The organism is Citrobacter sp. Cpo032, from assembly GCF_030332975.1.
GTDB classification, from domain to species: Bacteria; Pseudomonadota; Gammaproteobacteria; order Enterobacterales; family Enterobacteriaceae; genus Citrobacter; species Citrobacter portucalensis.
The window spans coordinates 292,089-308,927 of sequence record NZ_JAOWGU010000052.1 but is presented as its reverse complement, the minus strand read 5'-3'; the positions used below and the strand labels follow the sequence as shown (position 1 = coordinate 308,927).

Sequence of the window (16,839 nt, the reverse complement as noted above, 5' to 3'; positions counted from 1 at the left end):
CCAGAAATTTGTAAGTTGATCATTTATAACGAGTTTTTATAATTTTCAGTGATCATTTATCACCAAAGATCATTTTAATGAATGTTTTTAGGAGAGAGGAAAAACAGCATTCTCGCTCTGCAAGAATGCGATAAACGGTTGGGGAGATATGCCGGATGGCGGCTGCGCCTTATCCGGCCTACAGGAAAGTGCCATTTGTAGGCCCGGTAAGCGTAGCGCCACCGGGTATTAGGGCGGTTATTTCTGCTGCGGCTCTGCGCTAAAATAACCGTGGCTATCAAATTAGTGGAACACCTGCGCCATCATGCTGAGATGACAAACCGGTTACCACCTTCATCAGCGTGAAGGCTTTAAAGAAGCCAGAGTCAGGCTGTGAACAGTGGGTTGTAACGCAGTTGGAAGGGTAAAAATAAAATTCATCCCTCTCCTCTGTAGGGAGAGGGGAATATTTACGGATTCCTGGCGTGGCTCCGTTAGATCACTTTTGCGCTATTTTCGTAGGTGTTGATAAGATGGTCGCGCAAGCTCCCTGTCCCGTGCATTGTCACCAAAAGATTCTGGCGTGCGCGGGTAAATCCGACATACAGACGCTTGATGTCGTCACTCAGATCTTCCTCATCCCTTTCCTTTGCGGCATCCATAATAGCCACTGAGTGAAATTCAAGTCCCTTACTGCTTGGTAAAGGCATTACACAAAGGAAATCATTTTGCGGCGACCAGTGCTTTTTATCATCGCTGGTGACAATCATTTGATAGGGAATTTTGCGAGCCGCGAGTCTTGGCCCCAGCATATCCGAAATGCTGTAGGTTGAAGGGCATAAGATGGCAATATCTGACCATGCAACCCCTTGCTGCCGCTGCTCTGTAACCCAGTCGAGCACGCGAGTAATCTCCTCGTCCTGATTATCAAAGCTGGCCAGTGCCGGGTAAGTGCCGGACAAGCCTCCCGCATCGGGTTGCTGGTATTTGAGCGCGGCTTCAATGTGATTATTGAGGTAGTTAAACGCCATGCTGCTGGCGAAATGGAGTATTTGCCGGGTATTACGATAGTTGGTATTCAGGATCGTAGTGCGGCCGAGGGCTTTAATATTGACACTAGAGAGTGTGAAGTCGAGGGCTTTCTTTTTCTGGTAGATAGACTGGGCGTCATCGTAGAGGAAAAGAAGTGAGTTATCTTTGTTGTCCGGCATACGTGCGAGTATTCTCAGCCACTCCGGTTTGAAATCGTGTCCCTCGTCTATCAGGACTGCGCTGTATTGCTCCGGTTTTATAATCCCCTCTTCAAATGCCACCGTCAGCGCTTTTTCCATCAACTCAATAAAGTTTTTGCTTTTCGGCGGAAGACAATGATGTGCATTTAACTGTTGATAACACCAGGCATGAAAATGGATGACTTCGACGGGAAGTCTTAAAGTGTGCTGCTCAAGCTGTGATTTGAGTTTTTTGGCCAGCGTGATGTTGTAGCAAATTACCAGGATCGGCTTGGTGTTTTCAATATTGTTGGCAAGTTCAATACAACGGTGGTGCAAAATGAGCGTTTTACCGGATCCTGCCACGCCATGAATAACGCGGTGTCCTGCACCCATGCTTCTGGCGAGTTGTTCCTGGTTCCTGTCCATCATGCAAACCACATCAGGGGTGTGGAACGTAAAATTGTCCAGATCAACCTGCGTAACCGATGCGTTAATGCGTACATCGGGATATAGATGCCATCGGATACGGTCGAGTTGCTGTGGTGTTGTGCGATGAGCGAAGTTATGTCTGAGAAGGGATTCGAGCCGGGCTGAGATTTGCTCCCTGGTCATAAACTCGCTGAGCTCATCTTTGCAAATAACCTGATTGGCTGGGAATAGTTCATTTAGCACTTCGGGAGTGAAACTCTTTTCTAGCTGTGCTCGGGTGATATTGCTCAAATAAACACCGAACCCATACGGCATAATAAAGTGCCCTTCATAATCTCCTTGTTGCTGGCGAAGCAGCGGATCTTTTTTTAGGCTATCGATAGTGTGAAAGGTATATTGACGAACCTGTTCGAGCGGGTTTTTGAACGGTTGAATGCCGTCTTTAGTTTCATAATGAATATGTGATTTGTTGGCGGATTTAATTTTTGTAATAAACCAGTCTTTCACTTCTATAAATAACAAACCTTTTTCGGGGGTTAGAATGACAAAATCCGGATGCTCTTGTTTGTCCCCCATTCGGGTGTCATACCAGCAGGTACACTGTTCGCTGAGTCCCCCTTCCAGAAGTCTTGCCAGTCTTTTCTCGCCGGCAGTAATTTTCTCGCTACAACTGCTTATTGTGGGAATAATGATTGCCATGTTACGCCTACCAATTCATGAAAATTATATAAATATGCTAAATTAATATTCTGATGGATATTAATAAAAACATGAATTCATCATGGTTAATGACATTAACAGACAATATTACAAACAGAAAGCGTGATACGAGATATTTTCTTCGGAGATATTTGCTCCCTTTCACAAATAAAAGGGAGCGGCTGTTTACTTCTTCAATCCCGCAAACGCGGCTCTGATCTCGTCTTCCGGCAAATTAATGCCGATAAACACCAGTTGGCTGTGCGGTTGCTCGTCGCCCCACGGGCGGTCCCAGTCGGCGCTGTACAGGCGCTGGACGCCCTGGAACAGCAGGCGGTTTGGCTCGCCTTCAATCCACAGCATACCTTTGTAGCGCAGCAGCTTCTCGGCGGATTCCAGCAGCAGGTTTTCCATCACTCGCGACACGTCGCTAATGTTGACCGGGTAATCCAGCTCGACGACGATCGAGGAGATATCGTTTTGCTTGTCGGCGATAAAGTGGAAGCGCGGTTTGGCGCTGACTACGTTCTCTTCCAGCATAAAACCGTTGGTATCGAACAGTAGGGAGAGGTCGATATCACCATGCGTCACGGTGTAAATCGGCGCACGGGCGTTGATGCGCGCCAGGCGCTCACGCAGTTTTTCGCTTTCACCTGCGACGTCGGTTTTGGTCAGCAGGATCCGGTCTGCGTAGCCTACCTGCGACTGGGCGATGGTGAACTGGTTCATCTGATCGTCGGCATGTACCGCGTCAACCAGCGCAATTACGCCGTCCAGCAGGTAGCGTTCGCAAATCACTTCATGGGAGAAAAATGTCTGAATAATCGGGCCGGGGTCGGCCATGCCGGTACACTCGATCACCAGACGGTCGAAATTGATGGCGCCTTTGTCGAGGTTGTCGAGCAGGTCTAACAATGCGTCTTCCAGTTCACTGGAGCGGGTACAGCAAATACAGCCGTTGGTCAGGGTTTTGATCTGCGTGGCGCGATCGCCAATCAGCTGATCATCCACCGAGACTTCACCGAATTCGTTTTCGATAACGGCAATCTTGTAACCGTGCTGCTCGTTGAGAATATGGCGCAGCAGGGTGGTTTTACCCGCGCCAAGAAAACCGGTGAGTAGGGTAACTGCAATCGGGGTCATTCACTTCTCCTTCTAACAGCAACTGCTTCCGCCGCTACCGTAGCGGGCTTCCTGGCGCTCGCGGAAGAATTCTTCGTAGGTCATGTACGGCTTATCGGGATGGTTGGTCTTCATGTGCTCGACATAGTTGTCGTAGTCCGGAATGCCAATCAGCATCTTCGCCGCCTGACCGAGATATTTTTTAGCTTGCCCTAAAGTACCAAACATAAACAATCCTGATAAGCGAAAAGCCCCGCCGGAGCGGGGCTGAATACATCTTAGTGGTGTGAAGAGGTCTTCACGCCGCCTTCCGGCACCGGTACATACGGTGTCTCTTTATCAGAGCGACCGTTGATGGCGCGGGCTTTCTGCCAGGTACGGAACCCGTAGAAAATGATGCTGTACACCACCACCAGGAACAGAATACTCAGACCTGCGTTGGTGTAGTTGTTGACGACGATGTGGTTCATGTTGGCAATCTGCTGAGCGGTCAGTTCGCCGCCGTTAGCAATCTTCTCTTTGTACTGATTCGCCATGAAGAAGAAGCCTTCCATCTGCGGGTTGGTGCTGAACAGTTTCAGACCCAGCGCCCAGGTGGTGCAGATAAGCAGCCATACTGCCGGAACAACGGTAACCCAGATGTATTTGGTGCGCTGCATTTTAACCAGTACCACGGTGCCGAGAACCAGTGCCACGGCAGCCAGCATCTGGTTAGAGATACCGAACAGCGGCCACAGGCTCTTAACGCCGCCCAGCGGGTCAACAACGCCTTGATACAGCAGGTAACCCCACAGGCCTACGCAGCCCGCAGTACCGATGATACCCGCAACCAGGGAGTCGGTTTTCTTCAGGAACGGCACGAAGTTACCCAGCAAATCCTGCAGCATAAAGCGGCCAGAACGGGTACCGGCATCCAGTGCGGTCAGGATGAACAGCGCTTCGAACAGAATACCGAAGTGGTACCAGAAGCCCATGTCAGCCATCGGCAGCACTTTGTGGAACACGTGAGCGATACCAACAGCCAGCGTCGGTGCGCCACCTGCGCGGTTCAGAACGGACGGTTCACCGATGTCTTTCGCGGTTTGCAGGATCTGCTCAGGCGAAATGACGAAGCCCCAGGAGCTGACGGTCGCTGCCGCATGTGCGGTGACGTCTTTCAACTGCGCCATAATCAGCGGTGCGTTTTCGCCGCTCATTTCATGCAGGTTCGGCATGGTGATGCCAAGGCCCGCAGGCGGGGTGTTCATCGCGAAGTACAGACCTGGTTCGATGATAGACGCGGCAACCAGCGCCATAATTGCGACAAAGGATTCCATCAGCATCGCGCCGTAACCGATAAAACGCGCATCGGTTTCACAGGCCAGCAGCTTCGGTGTGGTACCGGAAGCAATCAGCGCGTGGAAGCCAGATACCGCACCACACGCGATGGTGATGAACAGGAACGGGAACAGAGCGCCTTTCCACAGCGGGCCAGTACCATCAACGTACTGCGTCATTGCCGGCATTTTCAGTTCCGGGTTGAGGATAACAATCCCCACCGCCAGACCGACGATAACGCCGATTTTCAGGAAGGTAGCCAGATAGTCGCGCGGGGCGAGGATCAGCCATACCGGCAGCAGCGCAGAGATAAATGCGTAGCCGATCAGGGTAAAGGTAATGGTGGTGTCTTTAAAGGTCAGCGCCGGGCCCCAGTACGGGTCGTGCGCAATCACGCCGCCGAAGTAGATAGAGGCAACCAGCAGCACAATACCAATCACCGACACTTCGCCCACGCGTCCCGGTCGCAGGAATCGCATGTAGATCCCCATGAACAACGCGATAGGTACGGTTGAGCAGACGGTGAACACACCCCACGGGCTTTCTGCCAGTGCTTTCACCACGATCAACGCCAGTACTGCGAGGATGATGATCATGATTAAGAAGCAGCCGAACAGCGCAATGGTTCCCGGTATTGGGCCCATCTCTTCTTTGATCATCTCACCCAGAGATGCACCGTTACGGCGGGAAGAGATAAACAGCACCATGAAGTCCTGCACCGCACCGGCCAGCACGACGCCTGCCAGCAGCCACAGTGTACCAGGCAAGTAGCCCATCTGAGCAGCCAGTACCGGCCCAACCAGCGGACCAGCACCTGCGATAGCGGCAAAGTGGTGACCAAACAAGACGTTACGGTTGGTTGGAACGTAGTTCAGACCGTCATTATTGATGACCGCCGGCGTGGCACGCGTTGGGTCAAGTTTCATCACCTTTTGAGCGATGTAAAGGCTGTAGTAACGATAGGCCACCAGATAAACAGAAACTGAGGCGACCACGATCCACAGGGCACTAATGTGTTCACCCCGACGTAATGCCACTACCGAGAGGCAGAATGCACCGATGATTCCGAGAATCACCCAGGGTATGTGCTTGAATATCTTTTTCGTATCCATAGTAAAACCTGGTATCTAATTAATAATTGGCCGAAGCCGCGTGGGTTTGATCTTGTGTTTGAGGAGGTTATTTGACTGCTATGTTGGGGGGATCTTGCCAGAGAATTACGCGCGTAAAGTAAGGTAAATAAGTGAGCGGTTGTATGTCAGCTTAAGCGGTCCCAAGTGTCAGTGAGCGGTAAACTGCGGGGGGAACGGGGAAATTTATGTGATTGAGATCACTAATAAACCTGCTTAGCGCTTTGGCAGATGGCGTGGATCGACGAATCGTCGATGCTGAGATAGATTCAACTAGCACAAATTTCATAAAGTTTTCCCTTTCCAGGCCGAAAATTCTGACATCTGTCTAGCGGAAAGAGAAAACATGTTAAAACGAATGAAGATTGTTACCAGCTTACTGCTGGTATTGGCGTTATTTGGCCTTTTACAGCTCGCCTCGGGCGGCTTGTTTTTTAACTCACTTAAGAATGACAAAGAGAACTTTACCGTTCTGCAAACCATTCGCCAGCAACAGTCTGCACTGAACGCCACCTGGGTTGAGCTGCTGCAAACGCGTAACACCCTAAACCGGGCAGGCATTCGCTACATGATGGATCAGAGCAATATCGGCAGCGGCGCGACCGTTGCCGAGCTGATGCAGGTGGCGAGTACGGCGCTGAAACTGACGGAAAAAAACTGGGCGATTTACGAGTCGCTCCCGCGCGATCCGCGCCAAAGCGAAGCCGCGTTCCAGGAGATTAACCGCACCTATGACATCTATCATGGTGCGCTGGCGGAGCTGATCCAGTTACTGGGTGACGGGAAGATCAACGCATTCTTTGATCAACCGACACAGAGCTATCAGGATGGTTTTGAGAAGCAATATATCAACTACATGCAGCAGAACGATCGCCTGTATGACATCGCGGTGGCAGATAACAACAGCTCTTACAGCCAGGCGATGTGGGTGCTGGTTTGTGTGCTGATTACCGTACTGGCGGCGATTATTGCGGTCTGGTTTGGTATCAAGCTGACCCTTATCTCTCCTATGAACCGTCTGATCGACAGCATTCGTCATATCGCCAGCGGTGACCTGGTGAAACGTATTGAAGTGGAAGGGTCCAACGAGATTGGGCAACTGGCGGAAAGCCTGCGTCACATGCAGGGTGAGCTGATGAATACCGTGGGTGACGTGCGTAACGGTGCCAACGCGATTTACAGTGGGGCCAGCGAGATTGCGATGGGCAATAACGATCTCTCCTCCCGTACCGAGCAGCAGGCTGCATCTCTGGAAGAAACCGCAGCCAGCATGGAACAGCTGACGGCGACCGTGAAGCAGAACGCCGAAAACGCGCGTCAGGCCAGCCATTTGGCGCTGAGTGCTTCTGAAACCGCGCAGAAAGGCGGCAAAGTGGTGGATAACGTGGTGCAAACCATGCGTGACATCGCGTCCAGTTCGCAGAAAATCGCCGACATTATCAGCGTCATCGACGGCATTGCCTTCCAGACTAACATTCTGGCACTCAACGCCGCGGTAGAAGCAGCCCGTGCAGGCGAGCAGGGCCGTGGATTTGCGGTGGTTGCGGGTGAAGTGCGTAACCTGGCCCAGCGTAGTGCGCAGGCCGCGCGCGAGATCAAGAGCCTGATTGAAGACTCGGTCAGCCGCGTGGATGTCGGTTCAACCCTGGTAGAAAGCGCCGGTGAAACCATGGATGAGATCGTCAATGCGGTAACCCGCGTGACCGATATCATGGGTGAAATCGCCTCTGCTTCTGATGAACAGAGCCGCGGTATTGACCAGGTGGGTCTGGCCGTTGCCGAGATGGATCGCGTGACGCAGCAGAACGCCTCGCTGGTGGAAGAATCCGCCGCCGCCGCTGCGGCGCTGGAAGAGCAGGCTAGCCGCCTTACTCAGGCCGTTGCCGTGTTCCGTATTCAGCATGACCAACAGCGCGCGCGTGACGTTGCGGCCGCTAAACCGGTTTCAACGGTCCAGCCGCGCAAAGCCGCGGTAACGGATGCCGGGGATAACTGGGAAACGTTCTAAGCCTGTGATGCCGGATGGCGCTATCGCTTATCCGGCCTACGGGAAAGTTACGTGGTTGCCGGAAATGTTACGTAGGCCCGATAAGGCGTAGCCGCCATCGGGCAATTAGCGCAACATCAGGTGCATGGCGCAGCGCGATTCAAATGCCAGTCCATGCGCCGCTTCCTCTTCTCTTTTCTGGCGCAACTTTGCAGGCAGAGTCTCGTCAGCCAGCATTTCAAATCCCAGTCGCGCGTACCATGGCGCATTCCACGGCACATTGCGGAAGGTGGTCAGCGTGAGCGACGTGTAACCTTTCGCGCGCGCCTGTTCGGCAACATACTCAATCAATCTGCGGCCAATTCCTTTTCCCTGCCACTCCAGATGCAGCGACAGTTCAGCAATAAACAGCGATGACCCCAGCGTTTCGGCAACCAAAAAACCGACCGGAAGCGCATCGACCTGCGCCAGCCAGCTCATGCCTGCGGCGGCAAAAGCCTGATGCTGAGCAGCGGATAACATCTGGTCTTCAGCAATCCACGCCAGTTCGGGGATGCGTAAAAAACGTTGCCCCGCAGATCGTTCGATGGCGGGAAGAGCGGCAGTGTCTGCCAGAGTAGTAGCGCGCAAGGTGATGTTCATACGAGGAGCATAACATGCCCGATAAACGCGGTGTTATCGGGCATCTGGAGGATTAATCTTTACGCGGATCGCTGATGGGTTGGCGAACCAGGAAGATGTAGGCGAGGGCACCCACCATGGTGACGCAGCCGCAGATGATCAGCGCCAGGCGGAAAGAGTTGGTGGTATCAACAATAAAACCGGTGACGATCGGTGCGAACGACGCGCAGATAAAGCTGGCAAAGTTCTGGATACTGCCCACGGAAGCGGTCATACGTGAGGCGACGGCGACGTGGATCAGACCCCAGCACGAGGTACCTGCGAAGTGGATACAGAACAGCGCCATACCGATCAGTAACACGGCGGCCATTGACGTTGTGGCCTGCGGCACGACGAAGGTGAAGGCTGCGGAGCAGAACATCCCGGCGATAATACAAATCTTACGGCTCTTAATCGGTGCCATACCGCCTTTCACCAGCCAGTCGGTGACAAAACCGTTAATCAGCATGCCGGCTGCGCCAAACAGGAACGGGATCGCCGCCATTAATCCGGTGCTTTTTAAATCCAGGTTGTAGGAGGTTTGCAGGTAGCCCGGCAGCCAGGCCAGGTATAGCCATGCGGTATAGTTGATGCCACTAAAGCCCAGCATCATGCCCCACATGGTACGGTTGCGGAACAGGCTGCGCCATTCGGCAAAGCTCAGCGGATCGCGGCGGGCATTGACGCTACCGGCGTTCAGGTACGCTTGTTCCGTGGCGCTCAGCTCAATTTGCTCGCGGTTGCGATACAGCATGTACCAGCCGATGGCGAGGAAAATACCCAGCACGCCAATGGTGATGAACATCCAGCGCCAGCCCATTACCAGCATCATGGCAGCCAGAATCGGCGGGCTAATGGCAACCCCGATGGTGGAGGCGGCGTTGAATAATCCCATCGGGCGGCCGCGCTCTTTGATGTTAAACCAGTCGTTGATGACCTTTACGCCGCACGGGTTCATTGGCGCTTCGCCAATCCCCATCCCGATACGCACCAACACAAACTGGGTGAAGCTGTGCACCATGCCGGACATCGCCTGAAACAGCGACCAGAAGAACATCCCCAGTCCCAGCATAATGCGCGGACCTTTGCGATCCAGCAGCGGACCGCAGGGCAGTTGCGCAATACCGTAAGCGAGAGAGAATACCGACAGCAGCACGCCGATTTGCGTGGCGCTCAGCCCCAGTTCTTCACGAATCGTTAAGTTGGCGACAGACAGTGAGCTGCGGTCGAGGTAATTAATCACCGCAGCAAAAAATAATAAAATCATTGCTGTGGTCTGGATACGTTTAATTCGGCTACTGCGTTGCACCATGCCCTCAGGCGGAACATTAATATCCGCAGATGACGACGTGCCAAACGAAGAACTTGGGTCGAGGGTAATATTATTTTTTTCCACGCCGGACTCCTGAACCTCAATAATTTATTTTTCACACAGCAGGACTGTGCAGTATTGAAAAAATACCAGTGATGAATCAATTTGCTCATCACCGCTCACAAAAATTTTTAATGCAGTCGACTTAGCGTGAGCATAGGCAAGAGGTATTTTTCAGGCGTTTTTATTTTTATAAAATCGTGCTCCCGGTAATGATTTGCTGTTTTTTATCGGTACTTAATGAGCGACGTTACAACCCTGGTTGATGGAGCGAATCATCGATTGTTTGGCTGAATTCAAATGGTTACAGAGCGCGAGGGTGGCATCCAGGTCGCTGCGACATATCAGCGCGCTGAGGATGGTCATGTGCTCATCAATGGCAATGATGTTACGCTGCTTGAGGTCGCTCTCATCCCACTGATAGTGGAAGTGGAAAATCACGGAGATGATTTCAAGTGATTGATTAAAAAATACATTATCGGCAGCGGAGAGTAGCAAAGCATGGAACTCACGATCTAACTGCGAGAACATGCGAAAGCTGCTGCCAATGCTGTCGCGCAGGATCCGATGGCGCTCCAGCAGCGTTTTAGCCTGCAACCAACGCGGGTCATCGTCCGGCAGATTGAGGAAATGCTGCAGAGAATGCGTTTCCAGCATCTCTCTGAGTTCAAACAGCTGTTCCGCATAGGCCTGATCGAACTGCTTCATGCTCCACTGACCGCGTTTTTCGTTTTTAATCAGGTTGTAACGTTCGAATTTTAAAAGATATTCCCGCACTACCACCGGGCTGACGCCTGCGGCTCTGGCAAGCTGCAGTTCGGAGAAGCTCTCGCCTGCACGCAGCTGTCGCTGGTTGATCATAGTGAAAAACGCCTGTTCAAAAATCCGGTTTTGCTCGGTCATGGAGGCGGTGGTGCAGGCAAAACCATCGTCATGATCGGGTTTTCGCACGATGACATAGTGGCTGCCGACCTGGGTCAGAACGCCGCACTCGCTTAAGTGGCTCAGCATATGGCGCACGGTGGTGCGGCTGATGTTGTACATCTCCGCCAGTGCGCTTTGTGAGGGGAGTGGGGAAGGGATATGACCACGCGCCATATCATCGATTATCTGGTTAATCACATTGTGACGTAAGTTCTGCGAACGGCTCATGGCTTCTCCTTTTTATCTATTAAAACCCGATTTAAAACATTTTTATGCGCTGGAATTCACAGATTGTGTTTCTGCTTTCTCCGTCTTTTTTATTTTCGTTGATATCTGAGGCAACAAAAAAACAGGAGAGCAGAATCATGTCTACGATGAATACGTTGATTTGCCAGGAACCTAAAAAATTAGTCTGGAAAGAGCGCGAAATACCTATTCCGGGTGAGGGTGAAGCATTAATTAAAATTAAGTCGGTAGGGATTTGTGGTACCGATATTCATGCCTGGGGTGGCAATCAACCTTTTTTCAGCTACCCGCGTGTATTAGGGCATGAAATATGTGGGGAAATTGTCGGTCTGGGTAAGAATATACAGAATCTGAAAAATGGTCAGCAGGTGGCGGTTATTCCTTACGTGGCCTGCCAGCAGTGTCCGGCATGCCTGAGCGGGCGCACCAACTGCTGCGAGAAGATTTCAGTGATTGGCGTGCACCAGGATGGCGGTTTCAGTGAATATCTGTCCGTTCCGGTGACCAACCTGCTGGATGCGCAGGGGATTGACCCGCAGGCGGCGGCGCTGATTGAGCCTTACGCTATCAGCGCTCATGCGGTACGCCGGGCGGCGGTGGCTCCGGGTGAGCAGGTGCTGGTGGTCGGCGCGGGTCCGATTGGTCTGGGGGCGGCAGCGATTGCCAAAGCCGATGGCGCACAGGTGGTGGTCGCCGATACCAGTCCAGCACGCCGGGAGCACGTGTCTTCCCGGTTGGGACTCCCGGTTATCGACCCATCCGCTGAAGATTTTGATACGCAGTTGCGTGACCAGTTTGGCGGTTCGTTGGCGCAAAAGGTTATTGATGCCACGGGGAATCAGCATGCGATGAACAACACGGTGAATCTGATTCGTCATGGCGGCAGCATCGTCTTCGTTGGGCTGTTCAAAGGCGATTTGCAGTTCTCTGACCCTGAGTTCCACAAGAAAGAGACCACCATGATGGGCAGCCGCAACGCCACGCCGGAAGATTTCGCCAAAGTGGGCCGTTTGATGTCGGAAGGCAAACTTACCGCCGACATGATGCTCACGCACCGTTACGCGTTTGCCACACTGGCAGAAATCTACGAACGGGATGTGATTAACAACCGTGAGCTGATTAAAGGCGTGATCACGTTCTGAGAGGGGAAATGCGATGAAGACATTGAATCGACGTGATTTTCCGGGGGCCAGCTACCCAACGCGCGTGATCCAGTTTGGTGAAGGTAACTTCCTGCGGGCGTTTGTTGACTGGCAACTGGATATCCTCAACGAGCAAACCGATCTGAACGCTGGCGTGACCATCGTTCGCCCGATCAATACCGATTTTCCGCCGTCGCTGAATACCCAGGACGGGCTGTATACCACGCTGATACGCGGGCTTAACGAGCAGGGTGAGGCAGTGAGTGAGGCACGGCTTATCCGTTCGGTGAATAACGAAATCAACCCGTATCAGGATTTCGCGGCGTATCTGGCGCTGGCGCACAATGCGGACATCCGTTTTGTGTTTTCGAATACCACCGAAGCCGGAATTAGCTATCACGCAGCGGACCGTGTGGATGATGCGCCGCCGGTGAGTTTTCCGGCCAAGCTGACACGCCTGCTGCTGGAGCGTTTTAACCACTTTGCGGGCGCGGTGGATAAGGGATGGGTAATTATCCCGTGCGAGCTTATCGACTATAACGGTGAGGCGCTCAAAACCCTGGTGCTGCGGTATGCGCAGGAGTGGCAACTTCCTCCGGCATTTGCCGACTGGGTGGAGACGGCAAACACGTTCTGTTCCACGCTGGTCGACCGTATTGTCACCGGCTATCCGCGCGAAGAAGCCGCTGCGCTGGAGGCTACGCTAGGCTATCACGATGCGTTTCTCGATACCGCGGAGCATTTTTACCTGTTTGTGATCCAGGGACCGCAGTGGCTGGCAGAGGAGCTGAAGCTGGCGCAGTGTCCGCTGAATATCCGTGTGGTGAGTGATATCAAACCGTACAAAGAGCGCAAGGTCGCTATCCTCAATGGTGCGCATACGGCTCTGGTGCCGGTCGCGTGGCTGTGCGGGCTGGAGACCGTTGGCGAGGCGATGCAGGATGTTGATGTCCGCCGCTTTGTCGAGCGGGCGATTAGTGAGGAGATTATTCCGGTGTTGGATCTCCCGGCGGACGAATTGCGTGAATTTGCCGACGCGGTGAGCGGGCGTTTTCAGAACCCCTACATTCGCCACCAGTTGCTTTCCATTGCGCTTAATGGGATGACCAAATTCCGCACCCGAATTTTGCCGCAGCTGCTGGCGGGTCAGTACAATGGGCGCTGGCCCGTGCGGTTAACGTTTGCCCTCGCTGCGCTGATGGCGTTTTATCGTGCAGAGCGCGACGGGGAACGCTATCCGATACAGGATGATGAACAGTGGGTAAGCCTGTATGCCAGCCTGTGGCCGCGAGTAGGCAATGATTTAACGCTGCGTGAACTGGTGGATGCCGTGCTTGGCGATGCGGCGCACTGGGGAGAGGATTTGACGTTGCTACCTGGCCTTGCCGGGCAGGTGACGACCAATCTGGAGATGATTCTGGTACAGGGTATGCGCCAGACGGTGAACGGTCTGGAATAAGGTTGCCATGCAGCGCCCGGTGTGGTGTTGGGCGCTGTTTTTTTTCAGACAATACATTCGGTTCACGATAGGCCTGATAAGCAAAGCGCTATCAGGCCTTTCATGTTACGAACCCTGAGCCACTACTTTGATTTCAACCATCCCGATCCCCAGCTTACGCGGTGAGTGACCGAGAATATTGCCCTCGTTGGTGGCGACCGGATCGGGTGGAACAATTACCAGCGTATCGGCATCCGCCGGGTTATCAAAATGTAAGGTGGTGGTGCTGACATCATGGCCTAACACCAGCGTCTGCTCCTCGTTGCCAACGCGCACGGGGATCGGACGATTGGCATTGTCACCGAAGGCTTTCGCGGTAATGACCAGATCGAATTTCTTCGGTAGCGGGGCTTTGTACTCAATCGTTACTTCTTCGCTGAGCTGCGCATTGGACCAGCGTCCCCAGGATTCGGGGCGTGAAATGCCGCTAAACTGTTTGACCTCTTCCGGCGCGCCCGCCACGTTGAAAACGAAGCTATCTGCTTTGTAGCGAATGTCGTTATCGACAATTTTCAGCGTATCGACGTTACCTTTATAGCGCTCCATGTCGATTACCGTGTCTTTAAATACGGTTTTACTTTTCCACTTGGCTTTATCGACGTGCTGTACGATTTGCTGTCCGCCCAGCTGCCCCTGTGATACGCACCAATCGGTAGAGAGTGCCAGCTCCGGCGCCCACAGTTGTGCCATTTTGTAGCAGCGATCGACCCAGACGAAGTTATCGCGTGGGGCGAAATCTGCCAGTTGGAAGCGCAGCGGGGCCGAGTATTCGCTTTCCGGCAGCGGCTCGACGCGTTTGTCCGATACTCGCAGCAGCAGCGGCAGGCGGAAATGACTGCCGGAGAAAGAGATCATATTTTTGTCCTGGTCGACGGTGAACTCTTTCATCTCTTTCGGGAAATTCCACAGGCGAATGATATCGGGCTTCCACGCCAGCATTTTTTCTTTGATGTTCAGGAACACTTCCGAGACGGATTCGCTCGACAAGCTGCTGCGGCCAAGGCCGATAAAGTTATCGCCGCCGAGAATATCCAGTACCGTTGCGCCGTTATCCATCGTGTTACGCTTTACCGCCAGCGTGTCCTGTTGCGGTTGATCGCCGCGCAGTACGAAGAACAGGTTGTTGCGGTCCTGCTTGTTCAGATACTTCCATGCGGTGTTGTTCATCGCCAGATGATCGGAAGACACCACGATAACGGTATCTTTAAACCACGGCGATGATTTGATTTTATTGATAAATTCGGCAATGTTTTCCTGGCTGCAGCTGACCGCGCTGAACGATTGGTTGGCCTTCCCGTCGATGTCATAACGTTTACGGTTGCAGCTACGGGAGATAAATCCATCCGGATGATGGGTATCCACGGTCAGGGTAAACAGTGAAAAACGCTGGCCCGAGCGCGAAAGCTCTTCGAATTTTTTCCACGCTTCGTCCAGCACGGTATCGTCGTAGAAGCCCCAGTCGTTACGATAGGTCGGGTCCGCCACCACGCTTTTTAACTCTTCCGCACCATACAGATGGTCAAAGCCGTGAGATTTCAGGAACACGTCTTTGCCAGCAAAGCGCAGGTTGGCACCCTGCACAAAGTAGTTCTGATAGCCGGAGTTTTTCAGGATATCGCCCAGACAAATATTGTTAGGGAAGAAACTTGAAACCGACGCAGAGGCGTTGCCTTCAAACGGCGCAAACAGCGGAATTCCGCACTGGGAGGCGACCATGCCCGCGATGGTGTAATCCGTACCCGGCAGCTGCATGGTGTTGCTGAAATCCAGACCTTCGTTTTTCAACGCGCCGAGTTCCGGGGTCAGATCCGGGAATGCGTCGTTATTAAAATAGGTGCGTTCGAGGCTCTCACCGTAGATATACACCAGGTTCAGCTTCGGATTGGGAATGGTTTTCGATGGCTCTTTATAATACGTCGGGAAATCCGGGTCGCCATCGCGTGACTGCGACTTCACGAGTTCGGTTATCTGGTGAAATGCCGGGCTGGCGTCAACGGAGGCCAGCGCCAGCAGCAGGGCCAGCAGACTGTAACCCACATGATGTGGATGATGGCGACGGCGGCGTAGGATCCAGCCGAGAGCGACAAAAACGGTCGTCAGCGCCAGCGCGATCCCAACGCCCGGCAGAATATATTTGCCGATACCCGCGCCGGTCAGGCTGTTGGTCAGCGTATAGAGAACCGCGTCATTGATCCCGTCGCCGGTGAAATAGTCACTGGCATAAAGCGTGATATTCAAGACAATAAAAATCCCCAGCACCGTTAACGTGGCGGCAAACCACCAGGTGTTGCGACCCGCTTTCCAGGCATAAATCAGCACTGAAGCGAGAAACAGAGTGATGGAGATTAATTCTGACAACGGTCGATCCTCAGTAAACCGGGCAATTGCCTGGCAGGCTAATCATTTGGTGAGAGAACAATGTAATAGCGTTGTTACATTGCTGCAATTGTAGTGACATTAAATTACGTTGTTATTCAGAATTGGTTTAGATATGCGCGTTTTTGTGGGGAAAGACTGTTTATTTGGAATGTGAATGTATTGTCGAAAACAAATAGATGCCGCGCAGGTTATACGCGGCATGTCGTGCGTCAGGAAATGAAGTTCATGCCCTGTTTTAACACCAGATCGCAGGCCTTGGTTTTTACCTGCTTCGCCAGCGAGCTGTTGCCAATTGTGTTCAGGTCCAGCTGTTGACCATCTTTGGCGTTGAGCAGCCCCTGAATACCGTCCATATAGTTGGTGTCTTGCTTCTGCTCAGGCGCGCTGAGTCCCAGTTTATCCAGTACCTGGTTTTTGACGTTTTGCGCGTCGGTGACCGAAGCCAGCTTCTGTTTCGCGCAATATTCAAGGATCCCGGCTGCGTTATTCATGCTGCTGGAGGTCAACGACTGATTGCTGCCATTCAGCAGGCTGGTCAGGGAAGAGAGCGACGAGCTGCTTTGCGAGCCGGAGCTTTGTTTGCTCAGCTCACTGGCCGCGCTGGAGAGCGAATCCTGCCAGGAGGCGGCGAAAACGCTGGTGGAGATGAGCGTGCTGGCGGCAAGCGCACAGCACAGCAGACGTTTGGTAGTTTTCATCATTATATGCAACTCGTGTTATGCCTTTTCAGCGCAGTATAGC

At 52.8% G+C, this 16,839-nt stretch carries 12 protein-coding genes; 3 read left to right on the top strand and 9 right to left on the bottom strand.

The genetic code is table 11. The features are described from left to right. Positions 1 to 473: 473 nt before the first annotated feature. The 4 genes from OGY33_RS23465 to btsT form a co-directional block, all read right to left on the bottom strand. On the bottom strand, positions 474 to 2,321 hold the full coding sequence (locus OGY33_RS23465; RefSeq protein ID WP_191238880.1) for a 3'-5' exonuclease: 1,848 nt from the start codon (positions 2,319 to 2,321) through the stop codon (positions 474 to 476). A gap of 186 nt (positions 2,322 to 2,507) precedes the next feature. Then, positions 2,508 to 3,464 carry a GTPase gene (gene yjiA / locus OGY33_RS23460; RefSeq protein ID WP_191238879.1) on the bottom strand — a complete coding sequence of 319 codons (957 nt, stop codon included), beginning with the start codon at positions 3,462 to 3,464 and terminating at the stop codon, positions 2,508 to 2,510. 12 nt (positions 3,465 to 3,476) lie between these two features. After that, entirely contained in the window at positions 3,477 to 3,671 is a 195-nt protein-coding gene (locus OGY33_RS23455) for a YbdD/YjiX family protein (protein WP_003830038.1), read from the bottom strand. Between the two features lie 50 nt (positions 3,672 to 3,721). After that, a complete protein-coding gene (gene btsT, locus OGY33_RS23450) occupies positions 3,722 to 5,872 on the bottom strand; it encodes a pyruvate/proton symporter BtsT (RefSeq protein WP_003830033.1) in 2,151 nt (716 codons plus the stop codon). 364 nt (positions 5,873 to 6,236) lie between these two features. Here btsT and tsr point away from each other — a divergent pair, with 364 nt between their 5' ends. After that, on the top strand, positions 6,237 to 7,898 hold the full coding sequence (gene tsr, locus OGY33_RS23445; protein ID WP_008786110.1) for a methyl-accepting chemotaxis protein: 1,662 nt from the start codon (positions 6,237 to 6,239) through the stop codon (positions 7,896 to 7,898). 105 nt (positions 7,899 to 8,003) lie between these two features. On the opposite strand, the gene OGY33_RS23440 is transcribed toward tsr, so the two are convergent. The 3 genes from OGY33_RS23440 to OGY33_RS23430 all read right to left on the bottom strand — a co-directional run bounded on the left by OGY33_RS23440 (position 8,004) and on the right by OGY33_RS23430 (position 11,061). Beyond that, positions 8,004 to 8,519 (bottom strand): GNAT family N-acetyltransferase, encoded by a 516-nt coding sequence (locus tag OGY33_RS23440; protein WP_137377286.1) that lies wholly within the window; start codon positions 8,517 to 8,519, stop codon positions 8,004 to 8,006. A gap of 52 nt (positions 8,520 to 8,571) precedes the next feature. Further along, a complete protein-coding gene (locus OGY33_RS23435) occupies positions 8,572 to 9,933 on the bottom strand; it encodes an MFS transporter (protein WP_003845612.1) in 1,362 nt (453 codons plus the stop codon). 213 nt (positions 9,934 to 10,146) lie between these two features. Further along, a complete protein-coding gene (locus OGY33_RS23430; RefSeq protein WP_103014424.1) occupies positions 10,147 to 11,061 on the bottom strand; it encodes a GntR family transcriptional regulator in 915 nt (304 codons plus the stop codon). A 137-nt stretch (positions 11,062 to 11,198) separates the two neighbouring features. Here OGY33_RS23430 and OGY33_RS23425 point away from each other — a divergent pair, with 137 nt between their 5' ends. Continuing rightward, positions 11,199 to 12,221, top strand: coding sequence for a zinc-binding alcohol dehydrogenase family protein (locus tag OGY33_RS23425; protein WP_048215005.1), 1,023 nt, complete (start codon positions 11,199 to 11,201; stop codon positions 12,219 to 12,221). A 13-nt stretch (positions 12,222 to 12,234) separates the two neighbouring features. After that, positions 12,235 to 13,680, top strand: a complete 1,446-nt coding sequence (locus tag OGY33_RS23420; protein WP_191238878.1) for a tagaturonate reductase — start codon at positions 12,235 to 12,237, stop codon at positions 13,678 to 13,680. A 105-nt stretch (positions 13,681 to 13,785) separates the two neighbouring features. Here OGY33_RS23420 and opgB read toward each other — a convergent pair whose 3' ends face one another. Both opgB and OGY33_RS23410 read right to left on the bottom strand, forming a co-directional pair. Beyond that, positions 13,786 to 16,077, bottom strand: coding sequence for a phosphatidylglycerol--membrane-oligosaccharide glycerophosphotransferase (opgB, locus tag OGY33_RS23415; protein WP_103014422.1), 2,292 nt, complete (start codon positions 16,075 to 16,077; stop codon positions 13,786 to 13,788). A gap of 230 nt (positions 16,078 to 16,307) precedes the next feature. Continuing rightward, the gene (locus OGY33_RS23410) at positions 16,308 to 16,799 is read right to left on the bottom strand and encodes a YjjA family protein (RefSeq protein ID WP_008786115.1); all 492 of its coding nucleotides are present in this window, start codon (positions 16,797 to 16,799) and stop codon (positions 16,308 to 16,310) included. Positions 16,800 to 16,839: the final 40 nt, after the last annotated feature.

Excerpts from the sequence above, each read along its gene's own strand:
- OGY33_RS23465 (WP_191238880.1), bottom strand. The coding sequence starts at position 2,321 with ATGGCAATCATTATTCCCACAATAAGCAGTTGTAGCGAGAAAATTACT.
- yjiA (WP_191238879.1), bottom strand. The coding sequence starts at position 3,464 with ATGACCCCGATTGCAGTTACCCTACTCACCGGTTTTCTTGGCGCGGGT.
- OGY33_RS23455 (WP_003830038.1), bottom strand. The coding sequence starts at position 3,671 with ATGTTTGGTACTTTAGGGCAAGCTAAAAAATATCTCGGTCAGGCGGCG.
- btsT (WP_003830033.1), bottom strand. The coding sequence starts at position 5,872 with ATGGATACGAAAAAGATATTCAAGCACATACCCTGGGTGATTCTCGGA.
- tsr (WP_008786110.1), top strand. The coding sequence starts at position 6,237 with ATGTTAAAACGAATGAAGATTGTTACCAGCTTACTGCTGGTATTGGCG.
- OGY33_RS23440 (WP_137377286.1), bottom strand. The coding sequence starts at position 8,519 with ATGAACATCACCTTGCGCGCTACTACTCTGGCAGACACTGCCGCTCTT.
- OGY33_RS23430 (WP_103014424.1), bottom strand. The coding sequence starts at position 11,061 with ATGAGCCGTTCGCAGAACTTACGTCACAATGTGATTAACCAGATAATC.
- OGY33_RS23425 (WP_048215005.1), top strand. The coding sequence starts at position 11,199 with ATGTCTACGATGAATACGTTGATTTGCCAGGAACCTAAAAAATTAGTC.
- OGY33_RS23420 (WP_191238878.1), top strand. The coding sequence starts at position 12,235 with ATGAAGACATTGAATCGACGTGATTTTCCGGGGGCCAGCTACCCAACG.
- OGY33_RS23410 (WP_008786115.1), bottom strand. The coding sequence starts at position 16,799 with ATGATGAAAACTACCAAACGTCTGCTGTGCTGTGCGCTTGCCGCCAGC.